At 69.1% G+C, this 20,056-nt stretch carries 20 protein-coding genes; 10 read left to right on the top strand and 10 right to left on the bottom strand.

Annotated elements, in window-relative coordinates; all coding sequences use genetic code 11:
* The first annotated feature begins 212 nt into the window (after positions 1 to 212).
* Both G510_RS0106725 and G510_RS0106720 read left to right on the top strand, forming a co-directional pair.
* Positions 213 to 1,184, top strand: coding sequence for a Gfo/Idh/MocA family protein (locus G510_RS0106725; RefSeq protein WP_029153010.1), 972 nt, complete (start codon positions 213 to 215; stop codon positions 1,182 to 1,184).
* A gap of 90 nt (positions 1,185 to 1,274) precedes the next feature.
* A complete protein-coding gene (locus G510_RS0106720; protein ID WP_029153009.1) occupies positions 1,275 to 2,282 on the top strand; it encodes an NYN domain-containing protein in 1,008 nt (335 codons plus the stop codon).
* Here G510_RS0106720 and G510_RS0106715 read toward each other — a convergent pair.
* The 3 genes from G510_RS0106715 to G510_RS0106705 form a co-directional block, all read right to left on the bottom strand.
* Positions 2,272 to 3,078 (bottom strand): alpha/beta hydrolase, encoded by an 807-nt coding sequence (locus G510_RS0106715; protein WP_029153008.1) that lies wholly within the window; start codon positions 3,076 to 3,078, stop codon positions 2,272 to 2,274. The two genes, G510_RS0106720 and G510_RS0106715, sit on opposite strands and share 11 nt — an antisense overlap.
* The gene (locus G510_RS0106710) at positions 3,075 to 5,108 is read right to left on the bottom strand and encodes a beta-galactosidase (protein WP_029153007.1); all 2,034 of its coding nucleotides are present in this window, start codon (positions 5,106 to 5,108) and stop codon (positions 3,075 to 3,077) included. The genes G510_RS0106715 and G510_RS0106710 overlap by 4 nt, the downstream gene beginning before the upstream one ends.
* Positions 5,109 to 5,180: 72 nt before the next feature.
* Positions 5,181 to 6,185 (bottom strand): LacI family DNA-binding transcriptional regulator, encoded by a 1,005-nt coding sequence (locus G510_RS0106705; RefSeq protein WP_029153006.1) that lies wholly within the window; start codon positions 6,183 to 6,185, stop codon positions 5,181 to 5,183.
* A gap of 176 nt (positions 6,186 to 6,361) precedes the next feature.
* Between G510_RS0106705 and G510_RS0106700 the strand changes: the two genes are divergently transcribed.
* Genes G510_RS0106700 through G510_RS0106685 form a run of 4 tightly spaced genes read left to right on the top strand, consistent with a single transcriptional unit; the run spans position 6,362 to position 10,247 of the window.
* Positions 6,362 to 7,660, top strand: coding sequence for an ABC transporter substrate-binding protein (locus G510_RS0106700; RefSeq protein ID WP_029153005.1), 1,299 nt, complete (start codon positions 6,362 to 6,364; stop codon positions 7,658 to 7,660).
* A 58-nt stretch (positions 7,661 to 7,718) separates the two neighbouring features.
* Positions 7,719 to 8,690: a carbohydrate ABC transporter permease gene (locus G510_RS0106695; protein ID WP_029153004.1), complete on the top strand. Its 972-nt coding sequence runs from the start codon at positions 7,719 to 7,721 to the stop codon at positions 8,688 to 8,690.
* The gene (locus G510_RS15745) at positions 8,687 to 9,577 is read left to right on the top strand and encodes a carbohydrate ABC transporter permease (protein WP_051216517.1); all 891 of its coding nucleotides are present in this window, start codon (positions 8,687 to 8,689) and stop codon (positions 9,575 to 9,577) included. Before G510_RS0106695 ends, G510_RS15745 begins: the two co-directional genes overlap by 4 nt.
* Before the next feature lie 4 nt (positions 9,578 to 9,581).
* Positions 9,582 to 10,247 (top strand): hypothetical protein, encoded by a 666-nt coding sequence (locus G510_RS0106685; protein WP_029153003.1) that lies wholly within the window; start codon positions 9,582 to 9,584, stop codon positions 10,245 to 10,247.
* Positions 10,248 to 10,271: 24 nt separating this feature from the next.
* Here G510_RS0106685 and G510_RS0106680 read toward each other — a convergent pair whose 3' ends face one another.
* Both G510_RS0106680 and G510_RS15740 read right to left on the bottom strand, forming a co-directional pair.
* Positions 10,272 to 10,985, bottom strand: a complete 714-nt coding sequence (locus tag G510_RS0106680) for a cupin domain-containing protein (protein ID WP_029153002.1) — start codon at positions 10,983 to 10,985, stop codon at positions 10,272 to 10,274.
* Positions 10,982 to 11,899, bottom strand: coding sequence for a DUF6807 domain-containing protein (locus G510_RS15740; protein ID WP_036322220.1), 918 nt, complete (start codon positions 11,897 to 11,899; stop codon positions 10,982 to 10,984). Before G510_RS15740 ends, G510_RS0106680 begins: the two co-directional genes overlap by 4 nt.
* A gap of 144 nt (positions 11,900 to 12,043) precedes the next feature.
* Here G510_RS15740 and G510_RS0106670 point away from each other — a divergent pair, with 144 nt between their 5' ends.
* The gene (locus G510_RS0106670) at positions 12,044 to 12,637 is read left to right on the top strand and encodes an SGNH/GDSL hydrolase family protein (protein WP_029153001.1); all 594 of its coding nucleotides are present in this window, start codon (positions 12,044 to 12,046) and stop codon (positions 12,635 to 12,637) included.
* 6 nt (positions 12,638 to 12,643) lie between these two features.
* Here the strand turns inward: G510_RS0106670 and G510_RS0106665 are convergent, their stop codons facing one another.
* Entirely contained in the window at positions 12,644 to 13,246 is a 603-nt protein-coding gene (locus G510_RS0106665; protein ID WP_029153000.1) for a nucleoside hydrolase, read from the bottom strand.
* Here G510_RS0106665 and G510_RS15735 point away from each other — a divergent pair.
* The 3 genes from G510_RS15735 to G510_RS0106650 are packed head-to-tail and all read left to right on the top strand — an operon-like array spanning position 13,200 to position 15,698.
* On the top strand, positions 13,200 to 14,336 hold the full coding sequence (locus G510_RS15735) for a glycoside hydrolase family 28 protein (protein WP_169562574.1): 1,137 nt from the start codon (positions 13,200 to 13,202) through the stop codon (positions 14,334 to 14,336). The genes G510_RS0106665 and G510_RS15735 overlap by 47 nt on opposite strands.
* Entirely contained in the window at positions 14,326 to 14,784 is a 459-nt protein-coding gene (locus tag G510_RS0106655; protein ID WP_029152999.1) for a hypothetical protein, read from the top strand. Before G510_RS15735 ends, G510_RS0106655 begins: the two co-directional genes overlap by 11 nt.
* The gene (locus G510_RS0106650) at positions 14,781 to 15,698 is read left to right on the top strand and encodes a carbohydrate ABC transporter permease (protein ID WP_084644242.1); all 918 of its coding nucleotides are present in this window, start codon (positions 14,781 to 14,783) and stop codon (positions 15,696 to 15,698) included. The genes G510_RS0106655 and G510_RS0106650 overlap by 4 nt, the downstream gene beginning before the upstream one ends.
* A 59-nt stretch (positions 15,699 to 15,757) precedes the next feature.
* On the opposite strand, the gene G510_RS17485 is transcribed toward G510_RS0106650, so the two are convergent.
* Genes G510_RS17485 through G510_RS0106630 form a run of 4 tightly spaced genes read right to left on the bottom strand, consistent with a single transcriptional unit; the run spans position 15,758 to position 20,053 of the window.
* Positions 15,758 to 17,098: a serine hydrolase domain-containing protein gene (locus tag G510_RS17485; RefSeq protein WP_051216511.1), complete on the bottom strand. Its 1,341-nt coding sequence runs from the start codon at positions 17,096 to 17,098 to the stop codon at positions 15,758 to 15,760.
* On the bottom strand, positions 17,095 to 18,225 hold the full coding sequence (locus G510_RS0106640; RefSeq protein ID WP_051216509.1) for a Gfo/Idh/MocA family protein: 1,131 nt from the start codon (positions 18,223 to 18,225) through the stop codon (positions 17,095 to 17,097). Before G510_RS0106640 ends, G510_RS17485 begins: the two co-directional genes overlap by 4 nt.
* Positions 18,222 to 19,052, bottom strand: coding sequence for a DUF6807 family protein (locus G510_RS15725; RefSeq protein WP_051216507.1), 831 nt, complete (start codon positions 19,050 to 19,052; stop codon positions 18,222 to 18,224). The genes G510_RS0106640 and G510_RS15725 overlap by 4 nt, the downstream gene beginning before the upstream one ends.
* The gene (locus G510_RS0106630; protein ID WP_029152996.1) at positions 19,049 to 20,053 is read right to left on the bottom strand and encodes a LacI family DNA-binding transcriptional regulator; all 1,005 of its coding nucleotides are present in this window, start codon (positions 20,051 to 20,053) and stop codon (positions 19,049 to 19,051) included. Before G510_RS0106630 ends, G510_RS15725 begins: the two co-directional genes overlap by 4 nt.
* Positions 20,054 to 20,056: the final 3 nt, after the last annotated feature.

Below are 20,056 nucleotides of genomic sequence, written 5' to 3'. Positions count from 1 at the left end.
TACCGCGTCCTGCTGTTCGAGACTCAACACCATGCCCGGGCCTCCTCGCCGATCTATCCGCATGCTTCCACCACTGGGTGGTGCGTTGACCGGTTGAGACCGCCTCCTTTTGCGACACGGGAGCCGCGCGCGCCACTGCTCCCGTGACGCGACCACGGACCGATCGCGGCGCCCGGGGCGCGCCGGGGTCCTGCAGTCGCTAATCTCGAGCTATGACGCTTCGATGGGGGATCCTCGCTACCGGCGGGATCGCACGCAAGTTCACATCCGACCTCATCACTGCGGGCCTCGCGGTCGCCGCGGTCGGGTCGCGCACGCAGGAATCGGCCGACCGATTCGCGGGCGAGTTCGGGATCCCGGCCGCGCACGGATCGTACGCGGCTCTCGCGGAGGATCCGGGGGTCGACGCGATCTATATCGCGACGCCGCACCCGCAGCACGTCGAGGCCGCGCGCCTCGCGCTCGCGGGCGGCAAGCACGTCCTGATCGAGAAGCCGATCACTCTCACAGGTTTCGAGGCCGCAGAGATCCGCGACCTCGCCGAGGCACGCGGCCTCGTCGCGATGGAGGCGATGTGGACGAGGTACGTGCCGATGATGGCGCGCATCCGCGAGATCCTCGCGGCCGGGACGATCGGCGAGGTGCGCGCGGTGTCCGCCGATCACACGCAGTCGATCTCGGCGGATCCGGCGCATCGCCTCAACGCGCTCGAGCTGGGCGGCGGGGCGCTGCTCGATCTCGGCGTCTATCCCATCTCGTTCGTGTGGGACGTGCTCGGCGCACCCACGACGATCCAGGCATCGGGACGGATCGGCGAGACCGGTGCCGACACCGAGGTCGCGACCGTCATGACGCACGCCTCGGGCGCCGTGTCGACGACCATGTCGTCGTCCCGGGGTGCGGGGCCGAACACCGCGCACATCGTGGGTTCGCGCGCCCGGATCGACATCGACCGCACCTGGTACAACCAGACCACTTTCACGGTGACGTCGTCCGACGGATCCGTCATCGAGCGCTACGAGGAAGCGATCGACGGCCGCGGCATGCAGTTCCAGGCGCTCGCCCTCGAGAACGCGGTCGCAACCGGCGTCGCGCCGCTGCTCTCGATCGACGAGAGCACCGAGATCATGCGCACCCTCGACGAGATCCGCCGCCAGATCGGCGTCCGCTATCCCGGCGAGTGAACCGTGTCTCAGCTCATGCGGCTCTGATCGCTGAATACCCGCATCCGGTGGGACACGGCAAAGCGGCGGGACACGCGTAGGCTCGGGGGCGTGACTGACACATCCGATGGCCGCGTGGCCGTGTACATGGACTTCGACAACATCGTGATGAGCTGGTACGACCGCGTTCACGGGCGCAACTCGTACGGCCGCGACCGCGCGAAGATCGCGGCGGATCCGACCGAGCCCGAGATCGCCGCGCGCCTCAAGGCCGCGACCGTTGATGTGGGCGCCATCCTCGACTTCGCGGCGAGCTACGGCACCCTCGTACTCACCCGCGCGTACGCCGACTGGTCCTCCCCCGTCAACGCGATCTACCGCCGCCAGCTCGTCGGCCGCGCCGTCGACCTCGTGCAGCTCTTCCCCGCCGCCGCCTATGCGAAGAACGGCGCCGACATCCGGCTCGCGGTCGACACCGTCGAGGACATGTTCCGGCTGCCCGACCTGACGCACGTCGCGATCGTGGCGGGCGACAGCGACTTCGTCCCCCTGACCCAGCGGGTCAAGCGGCTCGGGCGGTACGTCATCGGCATCGGCGTGGCCGGATCCACCGCGAAGTCGCTCGCGGCCGCGTGCGACGCCTTCGAGCCGTACGACACGCTCCCGGGCGTTCCGGAGATCTCCTCCAGCCGGCGCGAAGAACCGGCCGAGCCGAAGCAGACCCGTTCGCGCCGCTCCCGCAAGCCGGAGCAGGCCGAGCAGGCGGAGCAGCCCGAGCAGGCAGACCTGCCCGCCGCCCCCGAGCAGGCCGCCGAGGCTCCGCACGGCGCCGACGATCAGGACGACGACTTCCTCGCCTTCGCGGACACTCCGCCCGAAGACCTGCATGCCGTCGCCTCGAACCTGCTCGAGCGTGCGCTGCGCGTCGGGCAGGATAAGGGCGACGACCAGGGATTCCTCTACGCCTCGGCCGTGAAGCAGCACATCCGCCGCATGGATCCGTCGTTCAGCGAGAAGGCCCTCGGCTACCGCTCGTTCAACGACTTCCTCGCCTCGCGCGACAACATCGCCGAGCTCCACGAGTCGGGCCACGAGCGTCTCGTGCGGCTCAAGGAATAGACAGGTCCCGCAGCCGCGCCGCGATCCTCTCGATCGACGCGCGCGGCCCGGGCCCTTCATCGGGCCGGTTGAGGTGCCCGTGCGTCGTGCCGGGCTCGGTCACGACATTCACCTCGCGGCCGGCCGCTCGGAGCCGTTCGGCGAACGCCTCGCCCGAGGTTCGCAGCTGATCGGCGTCGGAGTTGACCATGAACGTCGGCGGGAACTGCGCGAGCAGCTCGTCGCCGGCGAGGCCCGGCACGGCTGCGACGGGCGCGTCGACCACCGATCCCCCGAGATAGACCTCGTACATGCTGCGCACTCGATCGGGCTGGAACCTGTCGGCAGCCGGGTCCGCGTCGAGCTTCGCGCGCAGCTCCGGCGACGGCTCGGGCTGCTCCGCGAGCAGCGTCGGATAGGCGAGCACAGCGAGGGCTGGCGCGGCGGATCCGCTCTCGATCAGACGCAGCGTCGCCCCCGCGGCGAGGTTTCCGCCGGCGCTCGTGCCGCCGATGGCGGTGAGCTCCGGCAGGATCCCCAGATCGCCTGCGTGCGCGCGCGTCCAGCCCCACGCCGCGAGCATGTCGTCGGATGCGGCCGGGTAGCGGTTCTCGGTCTCGGTCGTCAGCCGGTAGTCGACCGACACGACCGTCGTGCCACGCACCGCGAGCTCGAGCGCGACCCAGTCGGATTCGTTCATGTCGAGCGTGCCGTGCACGAACGCGCCGCCGTGCGCCCAGACGAGGCCGGCGCCGGTCGGATCCGTCGCGGGGTACACGCGCAGGAGGCCACCCGCGGCCATGTAGGGGGCGGTCATCGGGCCTGGTCCAGCATGATCCAGTCGTACTGATCGAGATCGACCGACGACACGCGCTCGCCCGAGGAGACCTCGGTGCCGGTGACGGCGAACCGCGCAGGCTCGGAACCGTAGTTGATGATCGTGAGCACGTCGCCGCGGCACGAGACCTCCACCATGTCGTTCGGAACCTCGAGCACCGGCGCGATGCCCGCCTCTGCCGCGGCCCAGCCGGTCACGCGGCGCATGCCGTCGTCGTCGGGAATCGTCGCGAGGTACCAGGCGCGGCCCTCTCCCGCGCGATTGGCCGTCAGGGCCGGCTCCCCCGCCAGGCGTCCGGACGAGAAGCGGCCGAGGATCTCGACCGAGGGATCGAGCACCTGCAACCGCTCGGCGAAGAATTCCCCGCGCGCCGCACCGAACGGACCGTCGACGTCGGCGTGAGCCTCGCCCGGGCCGCGCGAGGCGCTCGCGGATCCGGTGGTGTCGCCGGCGGACGTGCCGCCGATGGCCGCCTCGGGAGGCACGAGCGCGCCGAACTCCTCGACCGCCACGCCGAGCACGTCGCGCAGCGCGACCTGGAAGCCGCCCTCGCGGAACGAATCGGTGTCGTCGACCACGTCGCTGAAGGCCGCGACGAGCAAGTTGCCGCCCGCGCGCACGAAGCCGCTGAGGTTCTCGGCCGACTCGTCAGACAGCAGGTACAGGTGCGGGGCGATCACGAGGTCGTAGTCCGAGAGGTCCTCTGCCGGGTGCACGAGGTCGACGAGCAGCTGCTGCCGGTGCAGCGCCGCGTGCCAGCGCGGGATGAGCACGCCGTAGTCGATCTCGCCCGGGTGGTCGGGGGCATCGAGCGCCCAACGCGCCTCCCAGTCGAACGCGATCGCGATCCTCGCCCCCGAGGCAGACGTGCCAAGGCCGGGAAGGTTCTTCAGGGTCTCACCGAGTGCGGTGATCTCGCGCCACGTGCGGGTATTCGTGCCCGCGTGCGGCAGCATGCCCGAGTGGAACCGCTCGCTTCCGCGGCGAGACTGCCGCCACTGGAAGAAGTTGATCTCGTCGGCGCCGCGCGCGACTGCCTGCATCGACAGGGCGGCCATCTGGCCGGGGGCCTTCGGGGCGTTGGTGGGCCGCCAGTTCACGTCGTTCGGCGCTTGTTCGAGCAGCACCCACGGCACGTCTTTCTTCAGCGAGCGCATGAGGTCTCGCGTGAACGCCGCGCCGCGGAAGGATTCGGGATCGTTCGGATCCGCGTAGTTGTCGTCGCAGATGACGTCGAGCTCGGGGGCCCACTTCCAGTAGTCCGCGGGCGGGAAGAATCCCATGAAGTTGGTCGTGACGGGCTGGGACGCCCCCGCCGACTTGATGATGTCGCGCTCCATGACGAACAGCTCGAGCAGGGTGTCGGACGTGAACCGCTTGAAATCGAGCAGGCCGCCGGGGTTCAGGCTGTAGGGGGCGCGGCGCATCGGCACGATCTGGTCGAACGACGTGTAGCGCTGCGACCAGAACATCGTGCCCCATGCCTCGTTCAGCGCGTCGAGGGTGCCGTACTTCTTCTTCAGCCACTCGCGGAACGCGACCGCGGCGTTGTCGGAGTAGTCGTAGTTGAGGTGGCAGCCGTACTCGTTGTTGGCGACCCACATGCCGACCGCCGGGTGCTGCGCGTACCGCTCGACGAGCGCGGTGACGAGTTCGCTCGCGAGGCGGCGGTAGACGGGCGAGCTCGGCGCGTACGCCTGCCGGGATCCGTGCCAGAGCGTGGATCCGAGATCGTCTTGCGGGAGCATCTCGGGGTAGTTCGTCGTCGCCCACGGCGGAGGCGTCGCGGTCGCGGTCGCGAGCGATGCCTGGATGCCGTTCTCGTGCAGGAGATCGAGCACGCGGTCGAGCCACGCCCAGTCGAAGACGCCCTCCTCAGGCTGGATCCGCGCCCACGCGAACACGCCCACCCGCACCCTCGTGACGCCGGCCTCGCGCATGCGACGCATGTCCTCGGGCCAGACCGATTCGTCCCACTGCTCTGGGTTGTAGTCGCCGCCGTAATGCATGGGTGTAGCTCACTCCTTCGTGGGGGGGGGATGGTTCACATTGAATCAGAGGCCGAGACCGCCGAGGTCCGGTCAGCCGGTGGTCGACGCCCTGACGACCAGCTCGGGCGCGAACACGACGGTCTCGCGTGCGAGGTGGGGATCTCGGATGCGCGCGATCAGCATCTGGGCGGCGCTGTGGCCCATCTCGAAAGCGGGCTGCCGCACCGTCGTGAGCGGCACGGCGGCCACCTGCGCGAGCGGCGTGTCGTCGTATCCGACCACCGCGATGTCCTCGGGAACGCGCACGCCCGCGCTCGTGAGCGCGCGCACGACGCCCGCGGCGAGGTGGTCGTTGGAGCACAGGACGGCGTCGGGTCGGTCATCGGGCTCCATCGCGATGAGCCTCGCGCCGAACGCGAGCCCGGAGATCGGATCCGTCGTTGGCAACCGCTCGGCGACGAGCGTCAGACCGGCCGCCTCGACGGCGTCGCGCGCACCCGCCTCGCGGGCACGCACCTGCGACACCTCGCGCCTGGATCCGGCGAACAGCACCCGGCGCCGGCCCAGCTCGATCACGTGCCGGGCCGCCATGGCCGCGGCCGCACGGTTGTCGAACGACACCGACGAGAGCTGGCCGTCCTCGTCCTCGGCGTCCACGAGCACGACGGGGATACCGTGCCCGCGCAGGCCCCGCACCGCGGCGCGCGTGTCGGCGAACGGCGAGATGAGCGCGCCCTCGACCTGCAGTTGGTCGAAGAGCCCGAGGTGGTCGCGCTCCTGCTGGGCGTCGTCGTCGATGTTGCCCGCGAACACGCGCATACCCGCCGTCGCGGCGGCGCTCTCGGCGCCGGCGATGAGGGATCCGTAGAACGGGTTCGCGACGTTGATCACGGTGAGGCCGATCAGACCGCTGTTACCGGCGCGGAGCGCGCGGGCCGCCGGCATCGGCACGTATCCGAGCTCGTCGGCCGACTCCGAGACGCGCTCGCGGAGCTCATCGCTCACCCGATCGGGCCTGTTGAGCACGTTCGAGACGGTCGCGATCGACACACCCGCGTGCTGCGCGACATCGCGGATTCCCACGCGCCTGTTCATCTGTCTCCCACGGTCATCTCTGCACTGCACACTCGGGTGCCGACAATCATCACATTATCGACACGGGGTTGTAAAACGTTTCAAACACACTTTAGTATGACAGCAAGCGCTTTCCCTGGCGCAGCCCGACATCCCGGCGGGCGTGGACGCAGAAGTTCTGAGAGGACCTAGCAACGATGCTTCGTAAGACCCGATACTTGAAGGCCGCCGCGGTGATCGCCGTCGGCGGGCTCGCGCTCGCCGGCTGCTCCGGCGGAGACGGCGGCAGCTCTGACGGCTACGACCCCGAAGAAGAGATCACCCTCAATTTCTCGCTGTGGGGCAACGACGTGCGCGCCGACCTCTACCAGCAGGTGTTCGACGCGTTCGAGGAAGAGCACCCGAACATCACCGTGAACAAGTCGTTCCTCGACTTCCCCGCGTACTGGGAGAAGCGCCAGACCGAGGCGGCCGGCGGCGGCCTGCCCGACGTCATGCAGTTCGATTACTCGTACCTGCGCCAGTACTCCGAGAACGGTCTGCTGCTCGACCTCGCCCCGCATATCGGCGAGGAGATCAGCGATGAGTCGCTCTCCCCCGAGATCCTCAAGATCGGCGAGGTCGCGGGCGGCACGTTCGGCATTCCCACCTCCACGAACGCGTGGGGCCTGTTCGGCAACACCAAGCTGCTCGCCGACTCCGGCGTCGAGGACTTCTCCGGAGGCACGTACGACGAGTACACCGCCTGGATGGAAGAGGCGACAGCCACTGCCGAGGCCAACGGCGTCGAGTCGTGGGGCTCGGCCGACTGGACCGGCCGCATCCAGGTGTTCGAGCAGTACATGCGCGCACAGGGCACCGACCTGTTCACGGAGGAGGGCGAGGCGAAATTCACCGAGGACGACCTGCGCGCGTTCTGGGAGCTGGGCACAGATGCCCGCGAGGACTTCGGATTCCCGGCACAGAAGGCCGAAGAGGTCTACCCGCTCAGCGGCTTCGACGCCGCGCTCGTGATGAGCGAGGGCACCTGGGACAACTTCGGCGCCGGCTACCTCGCGAACCTCGGTGAGGAATACACCGAGCTGAGCCTGCAGGCTCCTCCCGAGTTCGAGGAGGGTGCGAAGGATCTCTACCTCAAGCCGTCGATGCTGCACTCGGTCGCGGCGAACACCGAGCACCCCGAGGCATCGGCGATGCTCGTCGACTTCCTCATCAACTCGGAGGAGTCGGGCAAGATCTTCGGCACGAACCGCGGCCTGCCCGCCTCGACCGTGGCGCTCGAGGCCGCCGAACTCGACGAGCTCAGCGAGCAGATCAAGCAGTACGAGGCCGACATCGCCGACCGCCTGGGCGATGCCCCGCCCGTGCCGATCGTCGGCTACGGCACGCTCGAGCAGAAGTTCCTCGAGCTCGGCAAGGAGCTCGGCTTCGGCACCGCGACGGTCGACGAGGCCGTCAGCCAGTTCTTCACTGAGATGGACGCCATCCTGAGCTGAGTGCCCTTCGGCGGGCGGGCCCTACGAGGGCCCGCCCGCCCTGATTGATCGGGAGACTATGTCCACCACTGAAACCAGGCGCGTCACCACCGCCGGCCGCGGCGGCACCCGCCGCCCTCCGCACCGGAGCGCCGCACGCACCCGCACGATCCGCGAGACGCTCGCGGGCTACACGTTCCTCCTGCCCTGGATGATCGGCTTTCTCGGCCTCACGATGGGGCCGATGCTGTACTCGCTGTACCTGTCGTTCACCTCGTACAACCTCTTCTCGCCGCCGAAGTGGGTCGGGTTCGACAACTACATCCGCCTGTTCACCGATGACCCGGTGTTCATCCAGTCGGCGCAGATCACGCTGTTCTACGTCTTGGTCGGCACCCCGATCAAGCTCGCGGCGGCGCTCGCCATCGCGATGCTGCTGAACTTCCGCGACCGAGGCGCCGGTTTCTTCCGCTCGGCCTTCTACGCGCCGAGCCTCATCGGTGCGTCCGTCTCGGTCGCCATCGTGTGGCGCGCCATGTTCAACACCGACGGCCCCGTCGACCGCGGCCTGCAGATCTTCGGCATCAACCTCGGCGGGTGGATCGGAAACGTCAGCCTCGTCGTTCCCATGATGATCCTGCTCGCCGTGTGGCAGTTCGGCGCCACCATGGTGATCTTCCTCGCGGGCCTCAAGCAGGTGCCGAAGGAGCTCTACGAGGCCGCCGAGGTCGATGGCGCCGGGGCGTTCCGGCGCTTCCGAGCGGTCACGATGCCGATGCTGTCGCCCGTCGTGTTCTTCAACCTGCTGCTCGAGCTCGTCGGCGCATTCCAGGTGTTCGCCTCGGCGTACATCATCTCGAACGGCACCGGCGGCCCCGCGGGCATGACGAACTTCATCACCCTGTACCTGTACAAGCGCGGCTTCACCGACACACAGATGGGCTACGCCTCGGCGATCGGCTGGATCGTCATGATCGTCGTCGCCGTCATCGCCGTGATCCTGTTCCGCACCCAGAAATCGTGGGTCCACTACTCGGGAGACGACCGATGACCGCCACACAGATCGTGACGACGGGACATCGCGCCCCGCGCAAGAAGATGACGCGCAAGAAGTGGCAGACCGTGATCTGGTTCGTCGCGCTGCTCGCGATCACCGCGATCGTGATCTATCCCCTGCTCTGGCTGTTCGCCTCGACGTTCAAGCCGAACAGCGAGTTCGGGCAGAACCAGGGCCTGATCCCTCTCAACCCGACGTTCGAGAACTACGGCACGATCGTGGAGGGCATCGGCGGCGTGCCGATGTGGCGGTTCTTCGCGAACTCGACGATCCTCGCCGTCTCGGCCGTGATCGGCACGCTGTTCTCGTCATCGCTCGCCGCGTACGCGTTCGCGCGGATCAAGTTCAAGGGCCTCGGCATCTTCTTCGCCTCGATGATCGGCACGCTGCTGCTGCCGGTGCACGTGGTGATCATTCCGCAGTACATCTGGTTCAACAAGCTCGGGCTCATCGACACGTTCGTGCCGCTGATCCTGCCGAAGTTCCTCGCCACCGAGGCGTTCTTCGTGTTCCTGATGGTGCAGTTCATCCGCAACCTCCCGAAGGACATGGATGAGGCCGCGCGGATCGACGGCGCGGGCCACGGCCGGATCTTCTGGTACATCACCCTGCTGCTGATCAAGCCGTCGCTCATCACGGGAGCGATCTTCGCGTTCATCTGGACGTGGAACGACTTCCTCGCTCCCCTCCTGTACCTGAACAGCCCGGAGAACTATCCGCTCCCGATCGCGCTGCGTCTGTACAACGACCAGACGTCGACGAGCGACTACGGGGCCACCGTGACGGCGTCGTTCGTCGCGCTGATCCCGATCCTGCTGTTCTTCATCGTGTTCCAGCGGTTCCTCGTGAACGGCGTGGCGACGCAGGGCCTGAAGGGCTGAGCGGATGAGCGCCCACGATCGTGCCGCGCGGCGTGCCTCACGCCGCGCGGCACTCGACGGCACCGGCCCGACCCGGGATCAGCCGCCCGCCAACCCTGGCGCGATCGGCGCGTTCGCGCTGCTCGGCGAGGTGCTGCTCGCGGGCATCATCGTGACGGTGCTGTCGATTCCGATCGTGACGATCCCCGCGGCGCTCGCGGCGGGGATCCGCCACGTGCGGCGCTTCGTGCGCGCCGAGGGATCCCCCATGAGCGCACTGTGGCGCGACGCCCTGCGCGCGCTGCCCGGCGGCGTGGTCACCGGCATTGTCGTCGCTGCCCTCGCGGCTGTGCTGGCCGTCGACATCCTGCTCGCGGGATCCGGCGGTCTGCCGGGAGGCGAAGCGATCGCCGCCGCCGGTTGGGCGATCGCCGCCCTCGCGGGCGGAGCGCTGCTGCTCGCGAGCGCCGCGTGGAGCCCCGAGTCGGGCTGGCTGAACGCCGTGCGGTCGATCCCGGGCGCCGTGCAGGCCGACCCGGTCGGCGCGCTCTATACCGTTACCGCGGCCGCGTTCGTCGGCGTCGCGGCCTGGATGCTCGTTCCGCTCGCGGTTCCGGCCCTCGGCTGCGCGGTGCTCGCCGCCGTCGCGATTCCGAGCAGGCGGCGGGGCGCGGTCGTCGCCGACGGCTGAGTCGTCGCGCCCCGCTGGGCGAACTCAGAATGCGGCGACGTCGAACGCCCGAAGACGGCCGCACATGCCGAAGCCGGGCGACGGCGCGAGCACCGGCGACACAGCCGCCTCGGCGAGGTGAGAGGCATCCCCCGACGCTATGCGTGAGAGCACGTCGAGGGTGTTCTGAGCCCGAGCGAGCGGACCCCTCTCGACGATCGGCGTCCACGAGCCGACGCGATCCGCCACGATGCGCGCCGCGGCCTCGCGGAACTCCCCGAGCGGGCGATCGTCCCCCGCGATGAGCGCGTCGCGGATCGGAAGGTACCCCTCGACCGCGAGGTCGCGCCGGCGAGACGCGGCCGCCGCGAGCTGCTCATCGGATCCGCCTGACGGCAGCGCGGCCGCCTCGCGGTAGCGGCCTGAGTCAGTCAGGTACGCGGCCGGGAACGTCATGACGGCGTCGCCCGCTTCGGGAAGACCGGCGTTGGACATCAGCACGATGAACCGCGCGCGATCGACGTTGACCGCGCGGTGGATCGTTCCGGGGGTGAACCAGGCGATCCGCCCCTCGTCGAGCTCGGTCTCGCGGTAGCCGTCGCTCGTCAGCGTGTGGATCTGGCCGCGCCCGCCGATTGCCACATAGCACTCGGTCGACGCCGTGTGCAGGTGCGGGCTTCCCCCGCAGATGCCGTCGGGCGCGGGGTCGGAGTACACGTCGAGGAAGGAGAGCGACGTGCCGCCGGGGAAGGTCGTCATGCCCCGTCCCTCGCGAGCACGCCGCGCACGAGGTCGGCGAGCGCCGGCGCGTCGCTCGCCGTACCATCGGCGATCCCCACGCCGTAGCGGAACGTCGCCGATTCGCCGACGGGGATCACGACCTCCTCGCTGAAGAACGGGGCGGGGTTGAGAGCGGCGAACTCCTCCGAGCGCGCGAACCACTGCGGCGGGTGGTGCGGGTTCTGCGTGTCGTCGAGCATCAGAACGAGGGAGGTCGCGTCGATGTGATCCTGTTTGCCCTCGAACGCCATCCACTCGTGCCGTTGTCCGCGCACGTCGTTCCCGGTGCCGACGCCGTCGCTCGTGACGAGGCTGCCGTCGGTGAACGAGCGCAGCCCGCGCCAGAACAGGCCGCCGTAGCCGGCGTTCTCGCGGCCCCTCGTCGTCGGGGATCCGATCGCGATCTGCGCCCCCGACACGTTCTCGAGTGTCGTCTCGAACGTGAGCGTCCACGACGCGTCCCCCGTGACCGCGGCGGTGAGCCGGCGGGTCTCGGAGATGTACTCTTCGCCGGACTGCGTCGTCCAGTCGAGCTCGTGCTCGATGACGGCGCGGTCCTCCGACCGGCTCAGCTGTGTGAAGCGGCGGTGGCCCTGCGTGCCGTTGTTGTCGAGCTGCACGTATCCGGTGTCGCGCACATAGGTCGGCCCGCCCCAGAAGTTCTCATCGTTCACAACAGGCAGCGACCACGACAGCCCCTTGTGCCACACGTGGTCGTGCGGCCGGTAGAGGCCGACATCGAGGCCTCTACGGGTGCGGATCGGGAAGACGTACGGCCGCGGCGACTCGAGCTGCGGATTATCCGGCGCATACACGTAGCGGAACAGCTCGACATCGCCGTCGCGCACGACGATCTCGCGGTCGAGCTCGTGGGTGATGGTCAGTGCGGTCATGCGATGAATGCCTCTTCCTCGTCGTCGGTCGATGCCCACGGCACCGCGCTATGTCAATGCTATTTGGCCGCATCGGTTGCGGGATAATGAATCGTCCGTGCGCGCCGCAGCGCGCGGATGCCGTCCGTGCTGCAGAGGAGCCACATGCCCGAACGCCTCGTCTTCGTCGGAGACTCGATCACCGATTCCCACCGCGACCGGTCGGACGCCTCCTCGCTCGGCGACGGCTACGTGCGGATCATCGCGAACGACCTCGGTGATGCCGCGACCGTCGTCAATGTCGGCATCTCGGGCAACCGCGCGGTCGACCTCGCCGCGCGCTGGGATCGCGATGTGGCCCGCACCTCCCCCGACGTGCTCACGATCTACATCGGGGTCAACGACATGTGGCGCCGGTTCGACCGCGACGACGAGACGACGGCGGCCGCATTCGAATCGACCGTGCGGGGCCTGGTCGACACCGACGTCGTGCGCTCGTCGCGCGTGATCTTCGTCGAGCCCTATCTGCTGCCCGTGCGCGAGGAGCAGAACGGCTGGCTCGACGATCTGGACGGCAAGCGCGACGTCATCGCGCGGATCGCGCGCGAGATCGGCGCGGATCTCGTGCCGCTGCACGGGATCCTCACGCGCGCGGCGAACGGGGATCCGGCCGCTCTCGCCCCCGACGGCGTGCACCCATCGGATCGTGGCGCGCGCCTCATCGCCGACGCCTGGCTCGAGGTGTATCGGGCGGGGTGATCTCGCTCAGCCACGTTCCGCGTGGTTCGCGAGCTTCGCGAACATGTCCTCCATCAGCCAGCGCACATCGACGCGGTCGACGACCAGCGGGCTCGCCCCAGTCTCCGCGGGCACGCAGTGGCCCGTGGCGGTGAAGCGCACGGGGCGCTGCCGGCGGAACTCCGCGCACCACGGATCGAGCATCAGCGCGATCGCCGGTGAATCTCCGAGCGAGCGCGACTCGGTCGGGAAGCGGTGGTGCTCCGTATTGAAATCGACGACGGTCTGCGCGAGGTACGCACCGATCTCGCCGCACGGCTCGACTCGGCGTTCGAGCTCGGCGTAGCCGATGTTCACCATGCGATAGACGTTCGCGGGCACCTGCTGGATCGCGATTCCCGACGCGAACACGACATTCGCGGAGGGGATGTCGTTGCGGAGGTTGAACTCGGGCCAGGTGCCCACCCACTCGCGGTCGCCGTAGGGCGGGCCACCGATCCAGATCACCGTCGTATCGGTGTCGGCGATATCGGGGGCCAGCAGCAGCGCGGAGGCCATGTCGGTCAGCGGCCCGAGGAACGCGATGAACAGCGGCCCGGCATCGGTGCGCCGCGCCTCCTCGATGATCATGCGCGCCCCGGGGCTGTCGACGGGTTCTTCCTCGCTCGGCAGCGCGCCCGCTCGCATCCATCAGCCGTGCATCTTCGCCGATGGCGAGACCAACGTGTCGGTCACTGGTCTCGGCACGATCGACGGCGGTGGCTCCTTCTGGTGGGACAAGGTGCGCCGCGGCGAGTCTCTTGAGGCTGCGCGCCCGACCCTCATCAGTTTTCGGCATTCGACCCGCGTCACGATCCGCGACGTGGTGCTCGAGAACTCGCCGGCTTGGACCGTCCATCCCTTCCGGTGCAACGATGTCCGCGTCTCGGGAGTGCGCATAAAGAACCCTGCAGACTCGCCGAACACCGACGGCATCGACCCCGAGTCGTGCCGAAACGTGCGCATCACCGACTGCCATATCGACGTCGGCGACGATTGCATCGCCATCAAAGCCGGGACCGAGGCGTCGTCGGCGGATCCCGCTCCGTGCGAGAACGTGATCATCGCGAACTGCACAATGCTGCACGGCCACGGCGGCGTCGTGATTGGCAGCGAGATGTCGGGCGACGTGCGTGGCATCGTCATCAGCGATTGCGTCTTCGACGGAACCGACCGCGGCGTGCGGCTCAAGACCCGCCGCGGCCGCGGCGGTGTCGTCGAGGATCTCCGCATCACGAACATTGTGATGCGCCGCGTAGCCTGCCCGTTCGTGTTCAATCCGTTCTACTTCTGCGGACCTGAGGGCAAGCTCCCCCGGGTATCCGACCGTTCTGTCCTCGAGGTCGACGAGACAACGCCCACCATCCGTCGCGTGTTCATCTCGAACGTCTCCGCGTCCGAGGTGTCCTCATGCGCCGGGTTCATCTCTGGCCGCCCCGAACGGCCGCTCGATGACATCACGATCGTCGACGTGTCCATCAGCTTCGCCGCGGATCCCGTGCCATCAGTTCCCGCGATGGCCGACGGCGTCCCGGAGATGGCCGCCGCCGGATTCCACATCGACTTCGTGCGGAACTCGCGTCTTTCGGGAGTGAGCCTCACCGGACTTTCGGGCGACGCGATCACCGCCGGCGCAAATGTCACGAACCTCACCGCGGAGGTGACCACTCATGATCACTGACACGCTCGATCGCCCGGGCAGGCAGAAGCGCGCTGTGTCGCGCACCCCGGAGCGATGGATCGCCGGCGTGGGACTGGGCTTCGCCGCACTCCTGCAGGGCGGCTTCACTCTGACGATCAACAGCGCGACGCGTGCCGACTTCGACGAGAAGATCGCCCCGGCCCTCGCCGTCGCGGGCATCGCACCGGACGGTGATGCGTACGAGGGGGCGCGCACCCTCGCCGCCTGGTTCGGCTTCGCGCTCGTCGTCATGATCGGGCTGACCGCGATCGGACTGTTCATCGCGTCTCGTCGCCCCGCGCGCCGCTCCACCGGTTGGTGGTTCGCAGGCGCGGGACTCATCTGCCTCGTCGGCACGCAGCTCTTGCTGTATCCCGTGGCATTCTTCTTCTTCCTCGCGGCCGCGCTCTTCGCGGTCCGCTCGACACGGCAAGGACCTCTCGAATGACGAACGTCACCACGGCCACGGTGCCGATCAAGTTCCGCAACAAGGGGCGCGCGATAACGCCCGGGCGCCGAATCTTCTCCGTCATCAACGGGATCGTGCTCACGGTGTTCGCGCTCATCTGCGTGCTGCCGTTCGTGAACGTGCTCGCCAGTTCGCTCGCGACGCCGGGCGAGATCGCGACGACGCCCTTCATCCTGTTCCCGAAGACGTTCACGCTCGATGCGTACCGGTACATCCTCTCCACACCCACGATCTTCCGTGCGATGGGTGTATCGATGTTCGTGACAGTCGTCGGAACTTTCCTCAGCCTCGTGCTCACGTCGTTCATGGCATACGCGCTGTCGAAGAAGCATCTCCGGGGCCGCCGCGTCATCAACTTTCTCGTCGTGTTCACCATGCTCTTCTCCGGCGGCATGATCCCGACGTTCATGGTCGTCAACGCCTTCGGGCTCATCGACTCGCTGTGGTCGCTGATCCTGCCGGTCGCGATCAATGCGTTCAACTTCGTGATCATGCGCAGCTTCTTCCAGGCCGTGCCCGAAAGCCTCGAGGAATCAGCGCGCATCGACGGCTGCTCCGAATTCGGCGTGTTCCTGCGCATCGTGCTGCCGTTGTCGCTCGCCTCCATCGCGACGATCGGCTTGTTCTACGCGGTGTTCTACTGGAACACCTATCAGAGCGCGATCCTCTACATCAATGACTCGACCAAGTGGCCGATGCAGGTGCTGCTGCGGCAGATCGTCATCGTGGCGAGCGGCATGAATGCCGACGAGGGTGCGGTCGACATCGTGCCGCCCGCGCAGTCCGTGAAGATGGCGGTCATCTTCGTCGCCACGCTGCCGATGCTCATCGTCTACCCGTTCATCCAGCGCTTCTTCGTCAAGGGCGCGCTGATCGGATCCGTCAAGGGCTGACGCATGCGAAGAAGCCGCCGCGGTCATCGGCCGCGGCGGCTTCTTCGTGCAGCGACGGATCAGAGACCGAACGTGCCCTGCCAGGTCGCGTGTTCCGGGGATCCGGGGCCGAACGCGAGCGACTGGACGGTCACGCGCTCGTCGTCGGAGATGACGACGCGCACGCGACGTCGCGCGATCTCGTCTCCCGACGCGTCGATGCGGACATCGAAGACGCCCGGCGCGATCCAGCCGCCCGTGACGACCCCGCGCGCGATCCACTCGCCCGCGAACGGCCCGGTGCCCCGCACCTCGACGAACGTCTCCGTGCCGGGGCGCGCCACGAACGACAGGTCGCCGGCGCGCAGGTCGACGCTGCCTTCCGAGGCCGAAATCTCGATCCGGTCGGGCGGGTTCTCGCCCGCGATCAGCGTGGCGGTGCCGCGGATCGACCGCGCGTGCGCCGGGTCGTGCGATGGTGCGGGCCAGGCGATGGCGTCGGGCGCGTCGCCGAAGGGACCATCATCGAGGGCGTCCAGCAGCAGCGTGGCCAGGCGCTGGTCTCCGGCGTTGCACGCCTGCGCGTTCGCCGTCACGACGACCGCGAGCCGGCTGTTCGGATCCCCGTAGACGACCTGCCCCCCGAGCCCGAACATCATCCAGCCGCCGCCCGGCGGCAGCCAGAGCTGCGACGCGTACCCCGCGCGCAGCGATGATCCCCAGTTCAGCATCGCCGTGTCCGCGCGCCGCGTCGTGAGCGCGTCGACGACCTCCGGCGGAAGCACGCGCACACCGCGCCGCTCCCCCGCGCCGTTCAGCATCTCGGCGATGACGAGGAGGTCGCGCGGGCGGGCGATGAGTCCGGATCCGCCGTGCCCGACGCCCTCGGGACCGCGCAGCATGCGCATGCCGTCCCCGAGGTCGAGCGGCGCGAACACGCGCTCGCGCACGAGTTCCTCCCACGACCGGCCCGAGATCCGCTCCACGAGGGCGGAGAGAGTGTACGACGAGCTCGTGTCGTAGTGGAAGAGCGTCCCGGGGCGGTGCGACGGCGGGGCGCGGAAGAAGCTCTCGAGCCAGCCGCCCTCCGCCTCGACGTACGTCGTGCGGGCGTACGGGGTGCGCATCGACAGCAGGTGCGCGATCGTCGCCTCGTCGAGCAGCGGATCCACCGGCCGCATCTCGGGGAAGTGATCCATCAGCAGGTCGCTCGTGCGGAGGCGCCCCTCGTGCGCGAGCGACAGCACGGCGAGCGCTGTGAACGACTTCGACACCGAGTACATGCGGTGCGGCACGTGCGGTCCCGCGCCCGCCGCTCCCGCGCTGTAGACCAGCTCGCCGTCGATCGAGGCCTCGATCGAGTGGATCGAGATGTCGTGCGCGTGCGCGGCCGCGATGAAGCGCGCGAACGACCCGGTCATGTCGAGGCGATGAACGCACTGCCGAGCTCGGAGAAGGTGCGTTCGTGTCGGAGGGCCAGGTCGAGCTGCTCCTCGATGCCTGTGATGACGAGGCGACGGCCCTGGTCGTCGTCGACGGCCTCGACGGAGGAGGCCGCGACCGGGCGCGGCGCGGGCGCCTCGACGACCCGGTCGACGAGGCGCATGAACGCGCCGGTGTCGGCAATCGGCGCGAAGAGCTCCTCCTCGCCGGCGCGCGCGGCGAGGAGGTTCTCGAGCAGATCGGCGCGCTCGGTCCGGATCGTCTCCAGCACGCGACCGGTCGCATCGCGGCGCTCGACGACGTCGGTCGTGTACCAGAGGCGCAACGAGCCGTCGTATCCGACGACCTCGACGTACGGATCCGTGCGCGCGGCCGCCGCGAGCGTCACGGCGGTCGTCAGTCGCACGCCGCCGAGATCGAAGATCGCGACCGACGTGTCGTCGGCCTCGATGTCGGCGGCCCGCCACAGGTCGACCTCCAGCGAGAGCACGTCCGCCGCGCGGGTCTTTCCTGCCAGAGCGAGCGCCGTCGCGGTCGCGTGCGCGAGCGGATTCGTCAGCACGCCGTCGGCGACGACGCGCCCGTCCAGCGTGCGCGTGCCGGCCCATGCCGAGCGCGCCCAGTATGCGTCGTTCCGCACCCACGCGCCGGTCGCGGAGTAACGCAGAACCTCACCGATCTCGCCCGCGGCAACGCGCGAGCGGATCAGGCCGATCGCGGCGGATCCGAGGCTCTGGAACCCGATCTGCACGAGGCGACCCGTGCGATCGGCGAGCGAGGCGAGCCGTTCGAACTCGTCGAGCGTCGCCGTCGTGGGCTTCTCGAGCAGCACATCCATGCCGGCCTCGAGCGCCGCCGCGGCGAGCTCGAAGTGCGTGTGGATCGGCGTGCAGATGACGGCGACATCGGCGCCCGCCTGCGCGATCAGCTCGGCGCCGCCCGTGAACCGCTCCACGCCGTCCGGCAGCTCGTCCGCCGTGGGCGGGTGCGGGTCGGCGACGGCGACCAGGCGAACGGCGCCCTGCTCGTGCAGGCGGATGCCCTGCGCAAGGTGCCCGCGTCCGTGGCCGCCGGTTCCGATCAGGGCGAGACGGGGAGCGGTCATACGGCGGCCTCTTTCTGGGTCGATGCGAGCGAGACGGACACGGCTCGGTCGATGTCCGCCTCGGTCGCGGATCTGTCGAGCAGCGCCACGACGAGGTCGAGCTCGAGGGGGGCGCCCCGCTCGATCCGGCGACGCTCCGCCACCGCGATCGCCGGCCCGAAACCGGTGTAGCCCCCCGCCCGCACGAACCAGGGCAGGCCCGACGAGGTCGCCGCGACGAGCGTCGCCTGCGCGCCCCGGATCACGATCCAGGGCGACGTCGAGCCGTGCGCGATGTCGACGCCGTGCCCGTCGGCCGATCTCACCTCGGCGGTGCCGAACGGGGTGCGCCAGAAGATCCCGCCGTAGAACGCGCCGGGCCGGCCGTTCGTGTGCGAGCTGCCGACGCTGACGCCGTCGCGCTCGGCGGCGATCGTCGAGGACCACGCGAGCAGGGTGTGCCCGTCGACCTCGCGCACCCCGACCGTGCGCGTCTCTGCGAGCACGCGCTCGCCGGCGTGATCATGCCAGGCGATCGCCTGTGTCACCTGGTCGAGAGAGCGCTCCTCGCGCTCGACCGACTGACGACCGTGATTGTCGAGCATCGATGGGCCCACGTCCGCCACGAAGGTGCTGCCGCCCCAAAAGTTCGTGCCGTCCACATCGGGTGTCGTCACGCTCACGCCGAGGTGATGCGGGTGATCGCTCGGCCCCGTCTCGGTGACGGCCACGCCCTCCGGGGTCTCGACCGAGACGTACGGACGCGGCGCCCGGCCGGGCGCGACGCCCTCGCCGGAGTGCAACGTTGCGATGACCCGGCCGGATCCGCCGCGCAGCACGGCCGTCATCGTTTCGGTCCCGTGCTGGAGCGCGCCGCGAGCGCGGGGGCGAAGATCGTCGGCTCGAGGTCGGCCTCGCCGCGCATCTGGTCCAACAGCGTCGTCCAGATGCGCTCGCCGACGTCGCCCAGCCGCGCCGTCATCGTGGTGAGGCTCGGCGAGGAGTACCTCGAGAACGGGATGTCGTCGAAGCCCGCGACCGAGAGGTCCTCCGGCACGCGCACGCCCTCCTCGGAGAGCCGGCCGAGGAATCCGAGGGCCACGACGTCGTTGAAGGCGATGACGCCGGTCGCGGCGGTCTCGCGCACGGCCGGCCAGGATTCGTAGCCGTCCTCGAACGAGGATCCGCAGGCGACGTTCACGATCTCGACCTCGGGGTGCTCGGCCGCGAGGATGTCGAGCCCGTCCTGTCGCGCCATGTTCGAGCGCGCCTGCGGCGGGCCCTCCAGATACGCGATCTTCGTGTGGCCGAGCGCGATGAGGTGCCGCGCGACCTGGCCGATGCCGTCGGCGTAGTCGATCAGCACGCTGCCCGCGCGCTTGCCGGTGGTGCGGTTGAAGACGACGACCGGGGCGATGTTCGGCAGCAGCTCGAGCAGCTTCTCGCGCGACATGCGCGGTGCGAACAGCGCGATGGCGTCGGTGCGGTTGCGGATGTCGAGCACGGTCGCGGCCTCGATGTCGTTGTGCTCGCGGGTGTCGGCGACGAGCACGCGGTACCCATCGCGCTCGGCGGCGCGGTGCAGGCCGTGCAGCACCTGGTGGAACATCGGGTTGGCGAGGTCGGGAACGACCACGCCCACCGTGCGGCTCTCGCCCAGCGACAGCGAGCGGGCCGTGGCGCTCGGCGAGTACCCGAGCTCGGCGACGGCCGCACGAACGCGCTGCGCGATCTCCTCGTTCACGGTCGCGACCCCGTTCATCACGCGCGAGACGGTCGCCTTCGACACTCCGGCCGCGGCGGCGATGTCGGAGATGGTGGCGTCACGGGAGGTGCGTTTGGTAGCCATGGG

Origin of the sequence: Microbacterium gubbeenense DSM 15944 (assembly GCF_000422745.1) — a bacterium.
Classification (GTDB): domain Bacteria; phylum Actinomycetota; class Actinomycetes; order Actinomycetales; family Microbacteriaceae; genus Microbacterium; species Microbacterium gubbeenense.
Note: the sequence above shows the minus strand (reverse complement) of the source record. Positions and strands in the feature narration are given on the sequence as shown.